Below are 22,326 nucleotides of genomic sequence, written 5' to 3'. Positions count from 1 at the left end.
TAGTAAAAAACATCAAAAAATTATGAGAAATTATAACTAACTCACTGAACATAAACAATGCATAGCGCCTATAAACTCTAGTTTAAAAACCATTTAAGGCTAATAAAAATTAATCATTTAGGAATTAATTAAATAAGATATGATCAGCGAATTTTATAGTCTCATCGGCTATTAAATTGTATGGAACGCTCCCAATAAAAGGCATATGCATTTTATCCTTTAAGGTATCAATATTTTCTTCAATAAATAACATTTCTTTATCAAGACAATTTGCAATCCAACCAAGACATGGAATTTGATTTAGCTTAAGTATTGCATCCGTTAATAAAGCATGATTAATACAACCTAAACGCATGCCAACAACGAGGATAACAGGTATAGCAGTTAATTTTAAAAAATCAAGCCAAGTTTCATGTGCATTGAGTGGCACAAGTAATCCGCCTGCCCCTTCAATAAGTAAATAATCAAAGTCACTAAATTCCTCCTGCTGACAAAATTGGGCAATTTGGGCTATATCAAACTCATTTTTGGCAAAGTGTGCTGCAAGATGAGGAGAAATAGGGGGCTCATATAGCCAACGATTAATGCAAAGAGAAGGCGTGCTATTACAAGATTGTAACCTTATTACATCTTGACTTATTAAGTGACTATTTATTTTTTCACAGCCACTTGCTACCGGTTTTAAAGCTTGCGCTTTATATTTTCGATTATAATAAGTTAATAATTTACATAATACATAAGTTTTACCACAATCAGTATCGGTACCCGTAATAAAATAACGTTTCATAATAAGAAATTCTCTAACTCATAAATAAAATCTTTTTGGTGTGTAATGAAAGGCATGTGTGCTGCCTTCGGAAATAATATATAATCAAAATAAGGATATAGCTCCTGCATTCGTATTAATAATTGCCGAGGGACAATGGCATCTAACCTACCGAACATAAAACAAGTCTGAATTCTTAACTTATTTAAATCTGAACGCAGATCCCAATTAGCAAGGATAAATAAACCATTCGTTAAGGCTTCTTGACTAGAGGAAAACTCACCTAGATCAAATTTTGCATTTGCAAGAGGAAAATTTTTTAATTGTAAAGCAATAAATTCCATTGTTGTGCTTTTTGGATCTTCACTTAAATTAATAAAGAAACGTTCTAGAGTTTGCCGTTCTATTCCAGGCCATTCGGTATCTTTAACAAAAAAAGGTGACGATGTGACATTAACTAAATGAGTCATCCGATGTGGTATTTCTATAGCTAACTTAGTAGCAAAAAGCCCACCCAAGGACCAACCTAAAATGGCAAATTTCCTCGGTAAGCAGTCTAAGAGTTGTAATTTAAATTCCTCCCAAGACATTAAAGTGCTTTGCCCAAAACCAGGTAAATCAACGAGATAGCAAGTAAAATTTTTGCTTAGCTGTGGAAGGAGTGAATTCCAAATTCTTTGATCAAAGCCCCAACCATGTAATAAAACCAAAGCCTTGCTGCCCTGACCTGTTTTGTTAATGTTTAAGATACTCAATCTGATGTAACCTGTTGAATAATTTATCTATATCACGTTGCTCGTGATTTGAATTTAAAACCACTCGCAGGCCGGTTGCAAGACGACATACAGTAGGCTGGCGTATTGCTTGACAAATTATGTCTTGCTTTTTTAATTGTAAAGCGTAATAGAGTGCTTTACGAGGACAACCTAATTGCAATTGTTGAATTTGGGTCTGTGATTGTCGCCATTGAAGTGGAGAACTCTTTATACAGTGGTTAAAGTAAGCAATTAGCTCAGCTAATTTTTTACGCTCATTATCAAGCGACATTAATAATGATAAACTTTCTAATATCCCATAACTTAATGCAGGACTTATAGCTGTTGAATAGATATTTGAACGCGAACATTGAAATAATGCCTCAATCCATTCACCTTGGCCGACCACGATTGCGCCCTGCCCTCCTAAGGATTTACTAAAGGTAATCAAGCGCAAAGGAACTTGTTGTTGATTCAATTGATAGTAAGAAACAGCGCCTAAGCCATATTGACCTATGATGCCAAATGAATGAGCCTCATCAACAATGATTGGCACTTCGTTTGTTGCGCAAAGCCCTGCAATAGTTTTTAAATCCGCTTGTTGACCGCTCATGCTAAATATACCTTCGGTCATAAAGACTGAACCAGCAAAAGAATTTTGTATTTTCTCGTTTAAATCATCGTAATTATTATGCAAAATTCGCTTATAATTTATTGCCGTTAACTTGATTCCATCATAGACCGAAGCATGCACTGCCTTATCAATTAACAAATAACATTTTAGCCGTGCAAGTAAACGAACAATACCTAAATTAGCAGCATACCCTGAGCTAAATAATAAGCCACTATCAGCTTTTAAATGGTGAGCAAACGTACTTTCAAGCTCACGATGGATTTTATGGTACCCGCAAATAGACATTGCAGCACCACTACCAGAGGGATATAGGTTAAATCCTTTTATATAGGCTTGTTTAATAGACTTATTATTTCTTAACGATAAATAGTCATTGGAGCTAAAATTAAGTACATCTTTTTTTAAGGCATCAATAACTAGCCGCTTTCTGTATAAGCCCTGCTGTTGCAAAAAATGTTTATGTTGCTTTAATAATTGAGTAATCATGCTAACGCTGCTTGCAATCCCAATTTATTAAATAATTGTTGATCCTTATCAACCTCTGGATTTTCTTGAGTTAGCAATTTTTCACCCGCCCATACTGAATTTGCGCCCACAAAATAACATAGAGCTTGTAACTCATCGCTCATTTTGGCTCGCCCGGCACTAAGCCTTATCATGCTTTTGGGCATAAGAAGACGCGCTGTTGCAATAGTGCGAATCAGTTCAATGCTGTCTATAGGCTTTGTTTTAGCTAAAGGGGTTCCCTCTACGGGAATTAAGCTATTTATAGGTACACTTTCTGGGGGCGAAGGTAAATTAACTAATGTCATTAAGAATTCAATTCTATCCTCTCTGCTTTCACCTAAACCTAATATACCGCCACAGCATACTTTCATACCTGACTTACGTACTTCTTCAAGGGTCTGCAGCCTATCGTTAAATGTACGAGTTGTTACAACTTTGTCATAGTACGAAGGTGAGGTATCAATATTGTGGTTATAGAAATCTAGACCAGCTTCTTCTAGTATCACTGCTTGCTCTGAAGTTAGCATACCTAGAGTCATGCAAGTTTCAAGACCAAGATTTTTTACTTGTTTAATTGCTTCAACTAATGTAGGCATTGCTTTTGCTGGAGGACTTCGCCAAGCTGCACCCATACAAAATCGGGTAGCACCTGATGCTTTTGCTTGCTTTGCTTTTGCAATAATTTCATCAATAGAAAGTAATTTTTCTTTTTGAATGGGTGTTTTGTAATGTCCACTTTGAGAACAATAACCGCAATCTTCTGGACAAGCACCGGTTTTAATATTTAATAGTGCAGCAAGCTGTAAATGGTTGGCTTTATGATGTTCACGATGACATGTATGTGCTGCATAAATTAAATCGTTAAAAGGTTGAGTATAAATTTTTTCAATTTTTTCTTTTGTCCACTTCATCATTCTTTATTCACAAAATTTTTCTTTATTATTTTCTATAACATGATAAATTGCCATTTCTTATTGTCAACTTAAAAATTAAGCATGGTTAACACAACAAAAATAATTACTAAGGATTTAAATCACATTTGGCATCCATGCATGCAAATGAAAGACTTTGAACAAAGCCCACCTATAGTTATTTACAGTGCACAAGGCAGTTATCTGGAAACTAATCAAGGAAGGCTTATAGATGGAATTTCTAGCTGGTGGTGTAAATCATTAGGTCATGGACATCCTGCTGTTCTTGCAGCTATCCAAAAACAAATGGGTAGTTTTGAACATGTCATTGCAGCAAGTACGACACATACAGCACTAGCTGAATTAGGTGAGAAATTGGCAGCGATTACACAAAATCAACACCTATTTTTTGCCAGTGATGGCTCCTGCGCTGTCGAAATTGCTCTTAAACTCGCACTTCATGCCCAAAAACTACGTGGACAACCTCAACGGCAAACATTTCTTTCTTTAAAAAATAGTTATCATGGTGAAACAGTAGGTGCATTAAGTGTAAGTGATTTAGGAATCTATAAAGAGCCTTATAATAACCTTGGTTTATCTTGTTATTTTCTTAAACAAATACCTTATGTTAATGGTGTAGAAGATCCTCTTTGGCATGATGCATCTAGTTACTGGCAATCGACTGTTACCTATTTAGAACAAATTAAACAAGAAGTCTGCGCAGTCATTGTAGAACCAATTTTACAAGGTGCCGGCGGCATGCAATGCTACAGTGCAGATTTTTTAAGAAGACTTATAGACTGGGCACAGAGCCAAGGCATCTATGTTATTGCTGATGAAATCATGACAGGCATAGGGCGCACCGGAAAATGGTTAGCAAGTGAATATGCAGGTGTAAAACCTGATTTAATTTGTCTGTCTAAAGGTTTAACTTCAGGTAGTATTCCTTTAAGCTGTGTGTCAATTGATCATGCCATTTATGAATTATTTTATGCCGATTATGAATTGGGAAGATCCTTTTTGCACTCACATACGCACAGTGGAAATGCTCTGGCTATAAGTGCTGCATTAGCAACAATTAAGGCAATTGAAGAAGAGGACCTTAATCAAAAAGCAACCCTATTAGGACAGAAAATGCTTAGACTTTTTCAAGAAATTAGTGATAAAACTGGGAAGTTAAGCAATATAAGATCAATTGGCGCGATGGTTGCTGGCGACATGGAAGAATTACCAAATCAGCGCATAGGCTTTAAGCTCTATCAGCAAGCACTAAAACAAGGTGCTTTCTTAAGACCCCTTGGAAAAACACTCTACTGGCTTCCTCCTCTAAACACAGATGAAAAAACGATTATGCATTTAGCAGAGATCACTCTAAACTCTATTTATGCGGTTTATAATATGATTTAAGGTATGCTTAAACCAACTCCTAAAGACAGTTTGCAGCAAAAATTTAAAGTAGCTTGGGCTACTCTAACCTTGCTTTTAATTTTATTTATCGGTTTTTATCAATGGGAACATCTAAAATATGAACAAACAAGCCGGCTTCAGTTACAAGCAAGCAATCTAGGCTATAAAATAGACAATTTTATTGATTCAATTTTTAAATCAATTGATTTACTGCCTCTTAATGAAGCCCAACCGCATGACTGCCAGACCGCCCTTATGCCTCAGCTTCAAAGTATTATATACAATAATCCTTTTATTACAGGTATTGTTATTTACAATAATAAGACAAAATCCTTTTGTACAACCTTTGATCCAAAAGCGCCTCTCCCTAATCCTTATATACAACAGCAGGTCTTGTTAGGTCCAATGAAGACAGAGCAAGTTAATAAGGATTTTTTTTTACTACAGCGACCTTATAAGAATTTTTATATAGGTATTTACCTATTAAAGTCTTCACTTGAACTCATAATTCATATTGATGATCTTAATTTTAAATCAATTTATTTGTATGATACACGAGAAAAGCAAGTTATCTTAGGCAATACGTTCATTGATGAACAACACGCTAACTCAATTAACAATTTAAATAATAAGCAAAATGATAAGGTGTTAATTTTACCCCTTGATTCTGTAAAAAATATTAATTTAATTATTGATATTAATGAAGCTAATTTTAAAAGCAAATTATTGATTCGATTGTTACTGACAACATTGCCCATGTTATTTCTTTCTTGGATATTACATCGTTACTTTCAACAAACCATGACAAAGCATTTTTCCATCATTACTGCATTAAATGATGCTTTAAGACTTCAAGAGTTTTACCCATCGTATCAACCCATTTTTTGTACCAAAAGCAAACAATATTGCGGGGCCGAGGTATTAATTCGCTGGCTTAATAATAATGAACTTATTATGCCAGACCACTTTATTAAGGAAGCAGAGTTTTCTGGCCTTATTGTACCTATTACTCTTCAATTAATTGAAAAATCCTTAGCCGAATGTGCTGATTTTTTAGCTAAGAATCGCAATTTCCATTTAGGATTTAACTTATGTCCTGCCCATTTTAAAAGTGAAACTTTTTTTAATGATTTTGAAATTATTTGTAATTATTACAATGTACTCCCGCAACAAATCATGCTAGAACTTACAGAGCGAGAGCTATTTAGTGAACAGGAAACAAAAGCCATCAGTCAGATGAAAGAATTACGAAGCAAAGGTTATTCTCTCGCAGTTGACGATTTTGGCACAGGACATGCAAGTATTAATTACCTGCAGCACTTTCCATTTGATTACTTAAAAATAGATAAAATTTTTATTCAATCAATTGGAACTGGCGCCATAACTGAAACGTTAAATGATGCCATTATTAATATGGCTAATACTTTAAAATTAAAAATTATTGCTGAAGGTGTAGAAACTGAGCAACAATTTAATTATCTAACTTTAAAAAATGTTGAATTTTTACAAGGATGGTTTATAGCTAAAGCAATGAATTTTAAGCAACTACAAGAGCTGCTAACCAATATAGGGAAATAGCATGAATAAAAAAAATTTTTATTTTATAGCAAGCTTTTCTATTTACTCACAGATTTCTTTAGCACAATGGCATTGTACAGCTGAAGATGGCGCAAATCGCCAATGGCTTGCTATTAGTAGTTATCAAAGAGCTGCTATAAATAAGGCAATTGATATATGCAAAAATCAGAGCCAATATCCTGAAACATGTAAAATTTCAAAAAGTAATTGTGAGTTGTATGTCAATGGCGTTTCAACTTCTCCTGCTTGGCAATGTACAGCTTTAGATCAAATGGCACATGTATGGAGAAGTAATTCATACTCAAATCGAGATGATGCCGCCATTGCAGCAAGAGAGTATTGTCAACAGCGTAGCGGATTTCCTGATACTTGCTATGTCAATTTATTAACTTGTAAAAATGTTAACTTACGGAATTAAAATCATGTTTTGTGTTGGCTTAACAGGTAATATCGGTAGCGGAAAATCGACAGCAATTTCTTTTTTTAAATCGTTAGGTGCAACAGTTATAATTGCAGATGAAATAGCCCGCCAAATTACAGCGCCTGGGCAGCCTGCTTTTTTAAAAATTAAAGAGCATTTTGGTTTAAGTGTAATTACTCAGGAAGGACAACTTAATAGAGCTCATTTAAGAGAAATTGTCTTTAAGAATAAAGAAGAACGATTATGGCTTGAGCGCTTATTACATCCTTTAATTCGCCAAGCCATTGAGAGTGAGGCTAAAAATAGCCAAGGACCCTACTGTGTTATTGAAATTCCTTTATTAACTAGCCGTAAAGAATATCCTTATTTAGATCGAATCTTAGTTATTTTCGCTTCTCCCACAATACAAGTTAACCGCGTTGTTAAACGCGATTCATGCACAAAAAATCAAGTCTTTGCGATGCTTGCAACACAACCTAATGAATCTTTACGACTTCAACTTGCAGATGACATCCTATTTAATGATTCTAGCATAGAGCATTTAGAAGCAAATATAAGAAAATTGCATAGAAAGTATTTACAATTGGCACGTGAAAAGTCATCATAAAACTTAATATATTAAAATATAATTATTATTTAATAATAGTGCTTAAAAGAATAACATCTTATGTCTTCTGATATTATAATTTTTCAGTTAGCTACTCATTATTTACCGAAAATTGCGCTACGCTTAGAAACTCTTTATCAAACGATAAGCCAAGCCTGTGAGGAAACCCATCCTGTTATTCATCATTATGCTTTAAAGAATATTATTGAAATTATTCAGCTTATAGAAAAACCTGAACTTAAAAGCCGTTTTTTAAAGGAATTAATGCGGATAGAGCATCTTTTCAATAAGACAAATTTAGCGCCTTCGCAAGATTTAAATAAACGATTACATGCACAAATTTATACTTTAACTCATGTAGCTGGTCGGTTTGGCGAGAAGATCCATATTGATCCATTTTTACACTCTATAAGAATTGCTCAACCCCATATTGATGCTGAAATGCTTTCACCACAGTTATTATTATGGCTCGAATCTAATTCAGCTCTAAGGCAGCGCGATCTCTTATTATGGCAATCCTATTTGCATACACTTTATTCGGTAGTTAATTTATATTTACAGTTATTACGGGACACAGCTCAATTTCAACAAATTCAAACTAATAATGGCTTTTATCAATGTCCATTGCCACCTAAAACATCCTGTCATTTAATTTTACTGCGTATGAATAAGTCAATTGGGATAGTGCCACAAATGCAGCTTGGTTATCATGGATTAAGCGTAAGACTTTGTGAAGCAGCGACTATGCGTGAGGTAAAAGAAACAAATGCCGAATTAGATTTAGCTATTTGTCAACTTTAAGCCTTACCGTCAAATGAATTATTCATCCTATCAAGTAAAATGATAACTTTATTTAATCTCTATTTGGTACATTTCCTACTTTCATATAAAATTACGTCTTAATTAATCCTCTAAAAGCTATACATAATTTGGAATTACTATGAATTCGGTAAAACAAACTTCTGCTCATCAAGCTGCCAAAACTATTAGCGAACGCTGCCCTAATTTTAAACCGACAATTGGCGTGGTTTTAGGTTCAGGCTTAGGTAGCTTTGCTGAACAATTAGAAAATGCCGTGACAATTAACTACGATGACCTACCTGGATTTCCTAGATTAACAGTCTATGGCCATAAAAGTAATTTAATATTAGGCTATTTAGGTGGTGTGGGCGTCGTGTGTTTACAGGGTAGAGCTCATAGTTATGAAGGATTTGATTATGAAATAGTTAGGACTTATGTAAGAACTTTACGTTTATTGGGCTGTGATTATTTTTTAGCAACGAATGCCTCTGGCTCCTTACGTGAGGATGTAGGCCCAGGTGAATTAATGTTAATTACCGATCATATTAACATGCAGCCTGGTAACCCTTTAGTTGGCCCTAATGATGATGAGTTTGGCCCCCGTTTTTTTCCTCTAGATAACGCTTATGATTTAAGTATGCGTGAGCGTTTATTAAATACGGCCCATCAAGAAGGCATTCCCCTACATCAAGGAGTTTACCTATCTGTTTTAGGCCCTAATTATGAAACGGCAGCTGAAATTAGGGCATTTAGAATTTTAGGGGCAGATGCTGTTGGGATGTCTACAGTTCCTGAAGTTTTAGTAGCTAACCATTGTGGAATGAAAGTTGCTGTCATCGCTACTATTACCAATTATGCAACTGGTTTAACTTTTTCTAGCCATAGCCATGAAGCAGTAGTGTTGATGGCATCAAAAGCGGCTGAAAAATTAAATCAATTGATAAGACAGTTTATTTCGGGACTTGCATGAAATATATTTAAAAATGCTTATCCCTAAGGATAAGCATTTCTTACTATAGATAGATTTAATACTGGTACTAATCCTACTGATAGGTTGCCTTTGTTTCTACATTTTGAGGAGTATTAATAGGACTAGTTATCGGGGAGGAGGATGCAGCAAAAAAAGTTTCTCTACAACTAGAGCTTGATAGATTTTCTAGCTTATCAGGACCGGGCTGATTTGATCTAATAATTTTTTTAACGTCTTCTTTATAAGCAGCCCATTCAAATTGACCAGGCTGTGCGTTGATCGCTCTAATTTCTTCCTCAACATAGCCCACGGCTTTAGCACCCCTAGTCATTTCATCTACATCTAAGCCACTATCATCCAAAATAAGAATATGAGTATCCTCTTTTCTTACCTTTAAATTACGATAAACATCATCTTGTTTGTGGCCTGAATCTTCTATCTGTATTTTATTAATTTCCTCTGGTGAGAAACCGTGATATTTTAATAATTCTTTAACATAGTCTGCACGATTTTTTGTAATTATATAAATAGTAACATTTTCAAGTGCAAGCATTTCATGAAAAAAATCTACTGCTTCAGCATCCATTAATATATCTGAATCTTCCTTACTATAATCAAATTCACTGTCAAATTGACCAAACTTTTCTACAAATAATTGCTGTACATCATCTTTTAAATTAGGGTCCTTATAAAACTGCTTTTTACCTTCTTGATACCCTTCCAAAAGGGATTGATAGAACGGGCTATAAACAGTCTTACTGCCCTCTCTAGCTGTAATGGTCCCATCAAGATCACTTAGTATTATTACTCCAGTCATATATTACTACCAATTTGTATAAGTTTTATACATTATAAATTATTTAGCTTAATAAAATATTAAGAAGTACTGGGCGTTAAACATTATTGTTAATAGGGTTATTCCAGAAAAAAGTATAGGGCATTAACCAGTTAATAAAAATTTAGTAATTAAATCCTAGAATAATAGCTAACCACATTAAAAGGCCATACCAACCATTCCAGGAAAACGCTTGTAAGCACCTCGTTTCGTTACGGTTTACTATTAACCACTGCTGGTAAACTAAAATACCAGCCCCAATGGCCCATATAAGAAAGAAAGAATTTGATAAATTAAGGTAATTTGCTAATAAAATCCAAAGAAAATGCAAAAAGAGCTGTAATAGCCCTATGATTAATCGATCAGCGTTGGCAAATAAAATCGCCGTCGATTTAACCCCTATTTTTAAATCATCTTGACGGTCAACCATCGCATATTGTGTATCGTAGGCAACTATCCAAGTATAGTTAATTAGCAATAAATAAAATATGCTTTTGTCAAAAGGCGTATTAGAAGCGACAAACGCAATAGGGATACCTAGAGAAAAAGCTATTCCTAAAATGAGTTGTGGCCCTTGGATAAATCGCTTACAGAAAGGATATATAAAGGTTGTAAATAGTGCAAATAAAGCATAGTAAAAGCAGTTAAAAGGTAAATTTAACAAAATAAATAATGATGCTGCCAAAAATAGGACTAGCAAAATAAAAGCTTCTTTAAAAGATACCTCACCTGTTGTAAGTGGCCTCCCCCGCGTACGCTCTACATGCAAATCAATATTCCGATCAGCCATATCATTAACGATGCATCCTGCTGCCCGCATAAAAATGGTACCTAAAAAAAATAAAATAATCAGATGTAAGGATGGCTTGCCTTGATTAGCAACCCATAAAGCCCACGCTGTAGGCGACCAAAGCAAAAGGGTACCAACCGGTTTATGAAAACGAGCTAATCGATAATAACTATGCCAATTCATTAGTTACCCTTAATAGGTCTGGTAATAAAATTTCAATTAAGTAAAACTGAGCGTGATTATTTATTGTAAACACAGCCAGCCTAACCCATAACCTACTATCATTAACATGGATGATTGGTTTTAGCCAATAGTATTCTATGGATTGTGGAGTAATAGAATAAAACTTATGTGCAAGGCGAGTTATTGCTTTATTGCTGAAAATAAGCTGACCTAAACTTTCTTGATTTAAACGAGCAAAAAGGGCTTCATAAGATTGGTAAGTGGAGGCTGGAATGATAGTTCGCCCATACCAACATTGTTTATTTTCAGCAGAAATAATAATTTCACGATGTAGAGCTAACTCATCTTCACTAAGGCCTACAACATACTTATCCCACCAATCAACAGGACACCAATGCTGTTTAAGCACAGTTAACTTAGGCGCTTCTCCTACTATACATTGTAAACGTTTAGTTAAAGACTGCTCATAAGTAAGCCATGGAAATAATGTTTTGGGTGGTAAAGTTTTGTCTGCTATATCTTTGAAAATAAAGGACATGTTATTTTAAGTAAAATATAGTGGATATCAGTATAATCTTTTTTACCCTATAATGTTAGTTTTAAACCAAATTTGAATAAATTTATAAATTAACTACACAAGCCGCGTGTTAAGCTTAAACGACCACTGGCTGTAATATTAATTATACGCACATTATCGCCGCGGCATCCGGGCGCATTTACAGTCATGGTAAAAGCACCGCTAGTCAGAAAACCGCTGCCATCAAAACTTATTAACGCACTGTTGGCAGTTATAGATAAATTAGTTTGTAAGGCCTCATGAACACGAATTATATCAGCAGAAGAATCAACGCCATTATTATTATTCGCATCAATGAAAACTAGCCAACCTTGGGTCCATTGTGCTGAGCTACCACAAGCCGTTAGAGAAGAATTCGCCGCACAAACAATCACTCGTACTCCTCGCCGGATTGCCTCCATTCGAGCTAGGTGTACAGCCGCTGAGATTTCATTTACAACAGATACTACTTTATTATTTTGAATAGTTGAGTAATAACCAGGCACAGCTAATGCCAAGAAAACAGCCGCAAGCGCTATAGCTATTAAAAACTCTAATAGGGTAAAGCCCACTATTTTTCTCACATTCCTTGCTCATATTATTAATCCTATTGATGAGTATAGATGATTTTATTTTAATCTAGACTGTTTTTATCAATTAACTTCTATAGAATCACTCATCATGTACATAACAAAATCGATTAAGAATTATTTTTTTGGGTAAATTATTTTTAGTTACAAGCAAAAAATGACCATTACAACTAGCATTTTTTAGGTTTGGCGAGAAAAGTAAATAGTTTGTAGATTGAAAACCCTGCCAGCTGATATGAATTGAATGGGAGGCCCATTGCCAAATTTGTATTATTTTATCTTGGCTAGGCTGGTGCTTTTTATTATCTATAAATAACACCAACCCTTGCGACCAATTTTGATTATTTAACGGCGCAAGAGCTAATATTACATCTCGAGCAAGAGCCATATTTCGCCCATATTGAACAACACTTTTTAACCTATTACTCACAATTTTTAATTGATTTTGTTCATATAATTGTTGTTGACCAGGTATTGAAAATAATAATAAAAGGCTAATAATACTTATTACGATTAATAATTCTAGTAAAGTAAAACCAATTTTATGCGTCATTACCGCCTAATAACTCCTTCACACAAAGCAGATCTTGATAAGCTTTCTTTTTGTCGCTTGGCTTACGTAGCAAATAAGCAGGATGGTAAGTCACTATAAAAGGAATCTTCTTATAAGAGTGAACTACACCCCGCATTCGATTAAGTGCTTGAATTTCATTTAATAGAAATTGACCTGCAAAACGCCCTAATGCTAATAATAATTTTGGTGCTACAAGCTCAATTTGTTGTACGAGATAACCACTACATTGCAGGATTTCTTCAGGGCGCGGGTCACGGTTTTCGGGAGGGCGGCATTTTATAACGTTGGCAATATAAACATCGTCTTCCGTAAGACCAATACTATTTAACATTTGATTGAGTAATGCGCCAGCTCTACCTACAAAAGGGAGTCCTTGCTTATCTTCATTAAAACCGGGCGCTTCACCAATGATCATCAATTTTGCAGATGAATTACCGCGAGAAAATACTGTATTGGTGCGATTCTGATATAACGGACATTTAGTACAATTCGCAACAGTACTTGCTAAATCAATCAATTTATTTGAACAAATATGAGTTTGGCGAGGAGTCCAAACATCTACCCCCATCTGTTGCAAATAATATAAATGATCCTTCTTTGCCATACGTGTTTTACAACAATCAAAAAATTAAGTATATACCTTAATGAATCGATTGCCTAACCATACTAGAAGATTGATCATTAATAGAAGATACACTAACAGTGGTGGCATCATTTAAAGATTCATTTGCTGCTACAATAGAAGGTTTAAGACTACTCTTTTCAGGTTTTTTAAGTGAGCTACAAAATTCTACTAACGTAGACCACTTTATTTTCTCAAAATCATTTAATATATTTTGGACTTGGTTACTCATCGAGTGCCATGCCCCATAAAAACTAGGATCATAAAGTTTATCTTCAAAGCCAAGAAGAGATTCAAAAATTCCTAGTCTGCGGCATAATGTTTCAATATCAATGATTGCTGCCTTAAAATCCGCGAGCAAACGAATAAAGATACTGACTAAAAGATGAGTTTCACCTTGTAATTTCTCAAGATAAGTAAGACATTCTAAGGGTTCTATACTAGAGAATGAATGCCTTGCCCATTTGAACAATTTTAAATCAAGAGCATTATTAATAAAATTACAAGGCAGTTTTAAGAAAATAGGATAAATAGCTGTAAATAGTATTCTATTAATACTTAAATCTTTAATTTCAGGGGAGGGATCGTTTTTTTCAACAATAATATCTTCTTCATTTTTTGCTTGTTTATTAGCAAGTTTATTAAAATAGCGATTCCTAAGTTGATTAATGTCAAGTTCTCTCGCTCCTTCTAACAAACAAAGGCTAGCGAAATATTCAAACCAATCCTTATGGCCTCGATAACAAGCATAATACATCGCTTCAAAAACATTAGTAAAAGTTGAAAATAAATATTCTTCATTTACAGCTTCTGAATTTAAATCATCCTGCCGATAGCGTGCATTAATATAATTTTTTGCAGCCTCATAACCATTTTTAAATAATTTCACTTGGTCCTGCGCATCCAGATTAAATTGAGTAGAACCGATGTTTGCTGACGAAATTAAAATAACTTGATTACCATAGTTTCTTAATTTAATCCGTTCCCGCTCCCATGCGCTCACTGGATCTTTTACGCCTGTTAAAAAGCCATAAATCCAGTTTAAAATAAAATTCTCTCGATAAACCTGAGTAAAAAAGTTATCAACAATTCCTCTTTCTTGACCACTATCAAACTGGAAGGCAATTAAGCTTAAGCTATTATTATACGGTGATTCTAAAAAGGTAGAATAATCGTCGTAAAAAACGTCCATAGGTAAATTATTTAAAATACCGCCATCATTGTATCTTTCTCCTTCAAAAAGGGTAGGTTTGAAAATAACCGGGAAACTAGCCGAAATTGCACAAGCTTCACTAATTTCCATTGTGGGAGTTAAATTAGATGAAAAAAATCGTGTCTCGCGCTTTTCAATATTGGTTGCTGTAACAATTAATTCTTCGCCGAGACTACAATCCGGATAGGCTTTCTTTAGATTTTTAAGCGATTCAAACGTTATTTTTCCACCTTTAAAAATTTGAGTTGCTAAAAATTCTTTACCCTCAGAAGTTTGATCTAAGTTATATTGCTTAATAATTTCATTAACTTTTTTTAAAACCATAAAATCAAGTGCTGCTTTTAAAGCTCGCTTATCAGATATTCCGTAGCGATCAATATCATAAAAAATAAAATGTTCTTGACGAAAATTTTTAAAAAATTCAAAAATTTCTTTTGAAGAAAATCCGAGATAACAAAGTGTAGCCATAATTGCACCAGCAGAGCTTCCGGCAAATTTTTTATATTTAATCTTTGCATCTTCAAATGCCTTGTAGGCGCCTATATGGCCAAAAAATCTAACTCCGCCACCACAATAGACACTAGTGTCTAAATCTGGCCGCTTTTCAATAATTAAAATCTCACCACTATCAGCCCGCTGATACACTTGAATTGTACCCTTTTTTGTTAAAAGTTGATGCTTTGTAAAATTTCTCCGCTCCGGCTGCGCTACCTTACTAACCATTGGGTTAGAAATAAAACAAGATTTTATCCATCGCCAAAAACGTGTATACCAAGATAGCGTAGAGATAAAACCCTGAACCTGGCGATATTCATGCATAGCTTGAATTCGCTGGGCTGGTGAATTTACATGAACTGAAAATGGGTGCGGTTTTAATACCATACTAGCATAATCTTGAGTTTTTAAGTCGGTACTTATTAATTGTTTAACTAAAGCATCATTTAAAAAAATTCGCTTTGTATTGCGTAATGGCTTATCTTGGTTATCATTATCAAGATGATACTTATTTGCAGTTTCTTTGGTTGCATTTTGATTAAAACCAATAAGTAATCCATTTTCCCCTTCGGTTATTTCGATACTATTTAATTGATGATTTTGTGCCAATTTGCATGATGCCAACTGCCACTTATAAGCCCTTTTACGATAAAATAATAAATTTGTAATTCTACCCCACCAACTAAGGCCAACTTCTGCTGTATAACCTCGATAATCATTTGTCTTTGCACCCGTTAAAAACGTACGCTGCGCTTGCATTAAGTGGGGTGATAAAAACCAGTTTAAAAACTCCTCGCGCGCAGTTTTACTTAAATGTGTAAAATCAAAAACAAGCCGCTCATCATCAAATAGATAATCACTTAGAGAAAATTGCTCATCGGGGGAAAGTCCATTTATTCTAAACCACCCATAATAGGCACAAAGTAAGTATTTTTTTAATAAAATACTATTAGGACTTCCTTGACCATTCTGACGCAATAGCTCGCCTAGTACCTTTCCTTGCCTCATAGCTTGCTCCCAATAGACTTTTTAAAAACTGGCAGTCTTTAAAAAGGTCAGATCTATCTTTTGTGGTTACGCAAAGCTTATAATGTTCTTGCTTCCAGCTACAGATCGTCTGACTACTTTATAGGAAAATCCTTTATTTAAAGATAGTTTGAGTCAGTAAATATTCCTTGATAAATCTTTAGTCTTTTTTATAACTAACATAATTTTTAATGGAAATGAATAGCTAGGCTTCCAACTAATAATTAGTTAGCGGCTTTTTTGTGGGAAAATTTAGTCCTACTTACAGCTTATTTCGGTAAATAAGTTAAAGAATTAATAATTGACTTAATAACTAATTGGGGATTTTTGGCACGTGTAATGGGTCGGCCAATGACCAAATAATCACTACCTAAATCTAAAGCTTCCTTAGGCGACATAATCCTTACTTGATCATCTGAGTTATCAGTTAGTAAGCGGATGCCAGGGGTGACAGTTAAGAAAGAAGAGCCACAAAGCGCTTTTACTAATTGTACCTCATGAGCTGAACATACAACGCCATCAAGGCCCGCTTTCTGTGCAAGTTTAGTTAGACGGCTAATTTGCTCCTCGAGAGGCGAAATAATCCCAATACTAGGTAATTCTTGGCTGGCTGTACTCGTTAAAACCGTTACGCCTATTAAAAGAGGTTTACGAGAGCCAAAAGACATAAGTGCCTCTTGTGCAGCTTGCATCATTTTGAATCCGCCAGATGTGTGTACATTAATCATCCACACACCAAGTTCAGCAGCTGCTTTACATGCATGTGCTACAGTATTGGGAATGTCGTGAAATTTTAAATCCAGAAAAACATTATAATTTCTATCCACTAAAGTTCGTACAAAACGAGGGCCAAATAAAGTGAACATCTCACTACCAATTTTTAAAGCGCATTCGTCTGGATTTAAATTATTTACTAAGTTTAAAGCATCATCTTGATTAGAAAAATCCAGCGCCACAATGATTCTAGGGTTCATTTAACTTGTCACTCGCATATCATTAAGACAATATTTTATAGCATTTACTATTGATTGTTGCTCAGCAAAACTTAAATAAGGGTACATAGGCAAACTTATTACCTGCTTACTTGCTCGTTCTGCGTTGGGAAAATCGCCTTCCTGGTAGCCTAAATAAGCCAGTGCCGGCTGGCAATGCAGGGCAATTGGATAGTGAACTGCTGTTGGAATACCTAAATTCTGTAATTGAGTTTGAAATTCATCTCGATTAGGTACCTCAATTGTGTATTGTGCAAATACACTTCTATTCTGAGGTTGAATATAGGGCGTCTTTAGCGCGCCTGCTAGTAAATCATTATAACGTTTAGCCACTAAATTGCGTAACTCAATTTCATGAGCAAATAATTTCATCTTTTCAATTAAAACCGCAGCCTGTAATGTATCCATACGTCCATTAAATCCAATACGTTTATGTTGATAACGTATCTCTTGCCCATGGTTACGGATTTCTCGTAACTTAGCTGCAATATCATCATCATTTGTGAAACAAGCGCCTGAATCACCATAACCGCCTAGTGGTTTTGATGGAAAAAAGCTTGTACACCCTATTGTTGATAATGCGCAAGAATAGTGACCAAGATGAGTTGCACCGAAACTTTGTGCCCCATCTTCGATAACAGGTATTTGATATTTGCTAGCAATTGCATTAATGGCTGTCATATCAGCACATTGACCATATAAACTTACTGGCATAATTGCTTTTGTCTTTTGATTAATGGCTGCTTCGACCTTGTTAGGATCAATATTATAAGTAAGTGGATCAATATCCACAAAAACAGGTTTAGCGTGACAAAGAGCAATCACTTCTGCGGTTGCAAAAAAACTAAAAGGACTGGTAATAATTTCATCATCTGGCTTTATATCTAATGATAGTAAGGCCATCAATAAGGCATCTGTACCACTTGAATTGGCAATAACATGCTTTACTCCAATAAAATCAGCCAATTTATTTTCTAAACTTATAATTTCTGGCCCCATAACATATTGACCATGATTAAGTACATTTTGAATACTACTTAAAATATCCTTTTCGATTAACTTATATTGTTTTTTTAAATCGATAAATTGCATAAAATTCTCTAAAATTCAATCATTTTAATAGGTTGTATTACTGATTAATTGGCTGCACTTTAAATCTTAAAAATTAATTTAACTAAGTCTTTTGATAATTCATTTTTTTAAAATGCCTAAAGCCCATACATTCCACAGCTTATCTACTACTGAATCTACAATTTTCTGGATGGCGCGGACAAGCCGCGCCACGTAGGGTTCGTAGAGTAATCGGCAACAAGCTCTAGTAAATAATTAAACTAATTATCATTCTTAAAGTTGGTTAAGGATTAATTTTTAATAGAAAATTGTCTAATCACCTTCTAATCCATAAACGGGCTTCATTTTACCCCACTGTTTACAGCTTGGGCAATGCCAGTGCAAATGCTTACCACCAAAACCACACTGCCCACAGCGATATTTAGGTTTATTTTCTAAAAATTTACTGGTTATATTATATAAAATCTGTAATTTAGTTTTCACTTTACCGTGAGCACTCTCTAAGTGCCAATAAATAAGGCGGTTTAAACCTTTAATTGAAGGATAAGTACTTAATTTCTCTGACACAAAATCGATTGCTATATCGATATTTTTCTCTTTTCGTAATTCATCAGCTATAACAAAAATGGTTGACGCACGTGGATCTGTCACTAATGTCTGTTGTAGATATTCAATACATTCATTCATCGCATCTAATTGGCGATAACAAAAAACCAAAGGTTCAATAATTTCGGTTAAGAAATCTGGATCTTGGACAGGCACACGTTTTAAAGAGCGAAGGGCCTGTTTATAGCGGGCATTTTTTATGTCTAGAGAAGCTTGTAACAAGCTTGCGCGAACTGATCTCTTATCAATATGCAAAGCTTGACGTGTCGCATTTTGAGCTTTATCTAGTAAATTAGCCTTTAAGGCCTGTTCCGCAATCTCACAATAATAATGAGCTGCCTGATGGTGTAAATTCTGACCAGTAGAGCTTTCCAACTTTTGAATGATTTCTAATGCCTTTTCCCAAGCTTTCTCCTGTTGATAGATAGCTAATAAACCATGTAAACTATGAACCTCTTGATTACCACCTAATTTAACAGCCTCAAGGAAGATTCGCTCTGCCCTATCAAATACACCTGCGCTCATATAATCTTGACCTAAAGCCCGCAGTGCTTCTTTTCGTTCAGCAAGGCTTAACTGGGGCCTTGCAATGAGGTTTTGATGGATACGAATTGCTCTATCAACTTCTCCACGACGTCTAAATAAACTGCCTAAGGCTAAATGAGTTTCAACTGTTTCACTATCAACATCGAGCAACTGAATAAATATATCTACTGCTTTATCAGGCTGTTCATTTAATAGATAATTTAAACCAACAACATATTCTCTTGACAAATAATTACTATTTTTGGAGTCCTTGTGCAAATAATTACGGCTAGCAACCCACCAGCCTGATAATGCTGCAGCAGGTAACAATAAAGGCCATAAGTTAATCATCGAAAGATTCCCTATCAGAATCAATAAGCGCAAAGTATTGTACTGCTATCTGGACCTGTTTTGCTAGTATTATCTAATTTTAGAAGTAAACTAATATGCTAAAAATATTATCCTATCGTATTGGAGGTTACTCGATTAAGACTAATTTTTAAGCTTGATAAAATTTATAAAGCTAGGGCTGATCCTTTAATGGCATTGTCCTTAAATTTTTAATTTCGGTTTCTGTAATTTTTAATTGATTTTTAATTTTGAAGCACTCTATTTTAAGGCGCCAATAACGACCTAAAAAGATTAAAAAACCTAGAATAAGTCCAATACTTAAAGCTATAGCTATTAATACAGAGATTGGCAGTGTTAAGGTAGTAACATATAAATTTATTGGCACTGAAACTGCATTTAAGGCAGCGAAGCTTACTCCTAGTATTATTAAAAATAAATACAAAATTATCATTAAAATACGCATTGATTAGTCCTTATGAGGAATAAAAAAATCTACCTGCTTAACCTAGAGCGAATTTAAACTTTAATGGGTAAGTAAATAATATTCATTTTAAACACCAAGTTTCTCTAGCTTTTGACAAATTTCAAATTTAAATAGCTTTAAGTCAAGGTATTAACTTAGAAAAGATTGCAACTTAAGTTGCTTATAAATATAAAATAAATCTTCTTATATCAAATTTAATTTTATTTTAGTCATACCAATGATTTTAATTAAATTTAGAGATAAAAAAAGCGTAGTTAGCTACGCTTTTTTTTACAGTTTCAAGAAATAAACTTAAGCTATTCTGCTTCTCTATGAGCCATTTTTTCTTTAAGTAAATCGCCTAAAGTAGTTGAAGCTACTTCACTACGAGAATACTTTTTAATTGCTTCTGCTTGCTCATGAGCATCTTTTGCCTTCACTGAGAGTGAAATAGTACGGTTTTTCTTATCGATATTAACGATTTTAGCCTCTACTTCGTCGCCCTCTTTAAAGAGAGTAGTCGCATCTTCGACCCGATCTTCTGATAATTCATTAGCACGAATTGTTCCTATAACATCACGACCTAAGTCGACAGTGACAGTTTTTGGCTCCACACTAATTACCTTACCCTTAACAATTGCACCCTTACTATGTTCTTCAACAAACGTAGCAAAAGAGTCACCCTCAAGTTGTTTTAAGCCTAAAGAAATACGCTCTCTTTCAGGGTCAATTGCAAGAATAATTGCTTCAAGCTCTTGACCTTTCTTAAATTGTTTGACCGCTTCCTCACCTGGAATAGTCCAAGAAATATCGGATAAGTGGACCAGGCCGTCAATATCACCTTCAAGTCCAATAAAGATGCCAAAATCAGTAATTGAGCGAATTTTACCAGTTACTTTTTGACCTTTACTATGTGTCTGAGCAAATTGATGCCAAGGGTTACCTACACATTGTTTCATGCCTAGGGAAATACGGCGACGTTCTTCATCAATTTCAAGAACCATAACATCGACCATATCGCCCATAGACACTACTTTGCTTGGATGAACATTCTTATTAGTCCAATCCATTTCAGACATATGAACTAAACCTTCTACGCCTTCTTCTATTTCAACAAAACATCCATAATCAGTAATATTAGTTACTTTTCCTTTCATTTTCTTACCGACAGGATAGCGCTCAACGAGATCAACCCATGGATCATTACCAAGCTGTTTCATACCTAAAGAAACGCGGTTACGTTCACTATCAAAACTTAATACTTTAACTTTAACGTCTTGGCCTACAGTAAGCACTTCACTTGGGTGTTTAACACGTTTCCAAGAAATATCAGTAATATGTAAGAGGCCATCAATACCACCTAGATCAATGAATGCGCCATAATCTGTAAGATTTTTAACGATACCATTTAAGATTTGTCCGTCATGTAATGAATCTAATAATGCTTGTCTATCAGCACTACTTTCTTCTTCTACTACAGCTCGACGTGAAACAACAATGTTGTTACGCTTTAAATCCATTTTTATTACTTTAAATTCAAGCTCTTTGCCTTCCAAATAAGAAGGATCACGTACAGGTCTGACATCAACTAAAGAACCAGGTAGGAATGCCCTTATCGAGCCAATTTCAACTGTAAAACCACCTTTAACTTTACCTGAAATTAAACCGGTTACAGTATCATTGTTTTCATGTGATTTCGATAATTTACGCCATGCTTCTTGGCGCTTCGCTTTTTCGCGCGATAGTAGCGTCTCACCAAACCCATCTTCAACAGAATCTAGAGCAACTTCGACGGTGTCCCCAACATGAATTTCTAATTTACCATTTTTATCTTGAAACTCTTCTACAGCAACAATTCCTTCAGATTTCAAGCCAGCATTTAAAGTTACATAATCATCATCAATATCAATAACTTTTGCAGTAATTATAGCGCCAGGGTAAAATTGAGCACCAGCGATGCTTTGCTCGAACAACTCTTTGAAACTTTCAGACATGTTAATTAACTCTCTAGTAAAAAAAATAGCCATGTGATATCCCGATCACAAAGCCTCCCAATAATTAATTTAGATTTCTCTTA

At 34.7% G+C, this 22,326-nt stretch carries 22 protein-coding genes; 6 read left to right on the top strand and 16 right to left on the bottom strand.

Annotated elements, in window-relative coordinates:
• Positions 1-124 precede the first annotated feature (124 nt).
• From bioD to bioB, 4 genes are read right to left on the bottom strand one after another with little or no spacing between them, the layout of a single operon-like run.
• On the bottom strand, positions 125-787 hold the full coding sequence (bioD, locus tag ACQUW5_RS00320; protein ID WP_444988890.1) for a dethiobiotin synthase: 663 nt from the start codon (positions 785-787) through the stop codon (positions 125-127).
• A complete protein-coding gene (locus ACQUW5_RS00315; RefSeq protein WP_444988888.1) occupies positions 784-1,521 on the bottom strand; it encodes an alpha/beta fold hydrolase in 738 nt (245 codons plus the stop codon). Before ACQUW5_RS00315 ends, bioD begins: the two co-directional genes overlap by 4 nt.
• Positions 1,502-2,641, bottom strand: a complete 1,140-nt coding sequence (locus tag ACQUW5_RS00310; RefSeq protein WP_444988887.1) for an aminotransferase class I/II-fold pyridoxal phosphate-dependent enzyme — start codon at positions 2,639-2,641, stop codon at positions 1,502-1,504. The genes ACQUW5_RS00315 and ACQUW5_RS00310 overlap by 20 nt, the downstream gene beginning before the upstream one ends.
• A complete protein-coding gene (bioB, locus tag ACQUW5_RS00305) occupies positions 2,638-3,576 on the bottom strand; it encodes a biotin synthase BioB (protein ID WP_444988886.1) in 939 nt (312 codons plus the stop codon). Before bioB ends, ACQUW5_RS00310 begins: the two co-directional genes overlap by 4 nt.
• 81 nt (positions 3,577-3,657) lie before the next feature.
• Between bioB and bioA the strand changes: the two genes are divergently transcribed.
• The 6 genes from bioA (at position 3,658) to ACQUW5_RS00275 (ending at position 9,357) form a co-directional block, all read left to right on the top strand.
• Positions 3,658-4,980 (top strand): adenosylmethionine--8-amino-7-oxononanoate transaminase, encoded by a 1,323-nt coding sequence (gene bioA, locus ACQUW5_RS00300; RefSeq protein ID WP_444988884.1) that lies wholly within the window; start codon positions 3,658-3,660, stop codon positions 4,978-4,980.
• Positions 4,981-4,983: 3 nt separating this feature from the next.
• Positions 4,984-6,558 (top strand): EAL domain-containing protein, encoded by a 1,575-nt coding sequence (locus ACQUW5_RS00295; RefSeq protein WP_444988882.1) that lies wholly within the window; start codon positions 4,984-4,986, stop codon positions 6,556-6,558.
• 1 nt (position 6,559) lies between these two features.
• A complete protein-coding gene (locus ACQUW5_RS00290; RefSeq protein WP_444988881.1) occupies positions 6,560-6,976 on the top strand; it encodes a hypothetical protein in 417 nt (138 codons plus the stop codon).
• A gap of 1 nt (position 6,977) precedes the next feature.
• Entirely contained in the window at positions 6,978-7,586 is a 609-nt protein-coding gene (gene coaE, locus ACQUW5_RS00285; RefSeq protein WP_444989598.1) for a dephospho-CoA kinase, read from the top strand.
• Positions 7,587-7,646: 60 nt separating this feature from the next.
• Positions 7,647-8,387, top strand: a complete 741-nt coding sequence (gene zapD / locus ACQUW5_RS00280) for a cell division protein ZapD (protein WP_444988879.1) — start codon at positions 7,647-7,649, stop codon at positions 8,385-8,387.
• Positions 8,388-8,526: 139 nt separating this feature from the next.
• A complete protein-coding gene (locus ACQUW5_RS00275; protein WP_444988877.1) occupies positions 8,527-9,357 on the top strand; it encodes a purine-nucleoside phosphorylase in 831 nt (276 codons plus the stop codon).
• A gap of 73 nt (positions 9,358-9,430) precedes the next feature.
• Here ACQUW5_RS00275 and ACQUW5_RS00270 read toward each other — a convergent pair whose 3' ends face one another.
• The 12 genes from ACQUW5_RS00270 to rpsA form a co-directional block, all read right to left on the bottom strand.
• Positions 9,431-10,174 (bottom strand): hypothetical protein, encoded by a 744-nt coding sequence (locus ACQUW5_RS00270; protein WP_444988876.1) that lies wholly within the window; start codon positions 10,172-10,174, stop codon positions 9,431-9,433.
• 142 nt (positions 10,175-10,316) lie between these two features.
• Entirely contained in the window at positions 10,317-11,165 is an 849-nt protein-coding gene (gene ubiA / locus ACQUW5_RS00265; protein ID WP_444988874.1) for a 4-hydroxybenzoate octaprenyltransferase, read from the bottom strand.
• Entirely contained in the window at positions 11,152-11,703 is a 552-nt protein-coding gene (locus tag ACQUW5_RS00260) for a chorismate--pyruvate lyase family protein (protein ID WP_444988873.1), read from the bottom strand. Before ACQUW5_RS00260 ends, ubiA begins: the two co-directional genes overlap by 14 nt.
• Positions 11,704-11,792: 89 nt before the next feature.
• Entirely contained in the window at positions 11,793-12,305 is a 513-nt protein-coding gene (locus ACQUW5_RS00255; RefSeq protein ID WP_444988871.1) for a GspH/FimT family pseudopilin, read from the bottom strand.
• Between the two features lie 88 nt (positions 12,306-12,393).
• Positions 12,394-12,864 carry a pilus assembly FimT family protein gene (locus tag ACQUW5_RS00250; protein ID WP_444988869.1) on the bottom strand — a complete coding sequence of 157 codons (471 nt, stop codon included), beginning with the start codon at positions 12,862-12,864 and terminating at the stop codon, positions 12,394-12,396.
• Positions 12,854-13,489, bottom strand: a complete 636-nt coding sequence (locus tag ACQUW5_RS00245) for a uracil-DNA glycosylase (protein ID WP_444988867.1) — start codon at positions 13,487-13,489, stop codon at positions 12,854-12,856. Before ACQUW5_RS00245 ends, ACQUW5_RS00250 begins: the two co-directional genes overlap by 11 nt.
• 37 nt (positions 13,490-13,526) lie before the next feature.
• Complete coding sequence (gene vpdC, locus ACQUW5_RS00240) at positions 13,527-16,223, bottom strand: Dot/Icm T4SS effector VpdC (protein ID WP_444988865.1); 2,697 nt, start codon at positions 16,221-16,223, stop codon at positions 13,527-13,529.
• A gap of 287 nt (positions 16,224-16,510) precedes the next feature.
• Positions 16,511-17,215 (bottom strand): orotidine-5'-phosphate decarboxylase, encoded by a 705-nt coding sequence (pyrF, locus tag ACQUW5_RS00235; protein WP_444988863.1) that lies wholly within the window; start codon positions 17,213-17,215, stop codon positions 16,511-16,513.
• Positions 17,216-18,325 carry a DegT/DnrJ/EryC1/StrS family aminotransferase gene (locus tag ACQUW5_RS00230; protein WP_444988861.1) on the bottom strand — a complete coding sequence of 370 codons (1,110 nt, stop codon included), beginning with the start codon at positions 18,323-18,325 and terminating at the stop codon, positions 17,216-17,218.
• Positions 18,326-18,616: 291 nt separating this feature from the next.
• Complete coding sequence (lapB, locus tag ACQUW5_RS00225) at positions 18,617-19,786, bottom strand: lipopolysaccharide assembly protein LapB (RefSeq protein ID WP_444988859.1); 1,170 nt, start codon at positions 19,784-19,786, stop codon at positions 18,617-18,619.
• Positions 19,787-19,958: 172 nt separating this feature from the next.
• Positions 19,959-20,249: a LapA family protein gene (locus tag ACQUW5_RS00220; protein ID WP_444988857.1), complete on the bottom strand. Its 291-nt coding sequence runs from the start codon at positions 20,247-20,249 to the stop codon at positions 19,959-19,961.
• A gap of 317 nt (positions 20,250-20,566) precedes the next feature.
• Entirely contained in the window at positions 20,567-22,243 is a 1,677-nt protein-coding gene (gene rpsA / locus ACQUW5_RS00215) for a 30S ribosomal protein S1 (protein WP_444989597.1), read from the bottom strand.
• Between the last annotated feature and the right edge of the window lie 83 nt (positions 22,244-22,326).

It is taken from the genome of Legionella pelazae (genome assembly GCF_052527395.1).
This window is presented reverse-complemented; position numbering and strand designations above follow the sequence as displayed.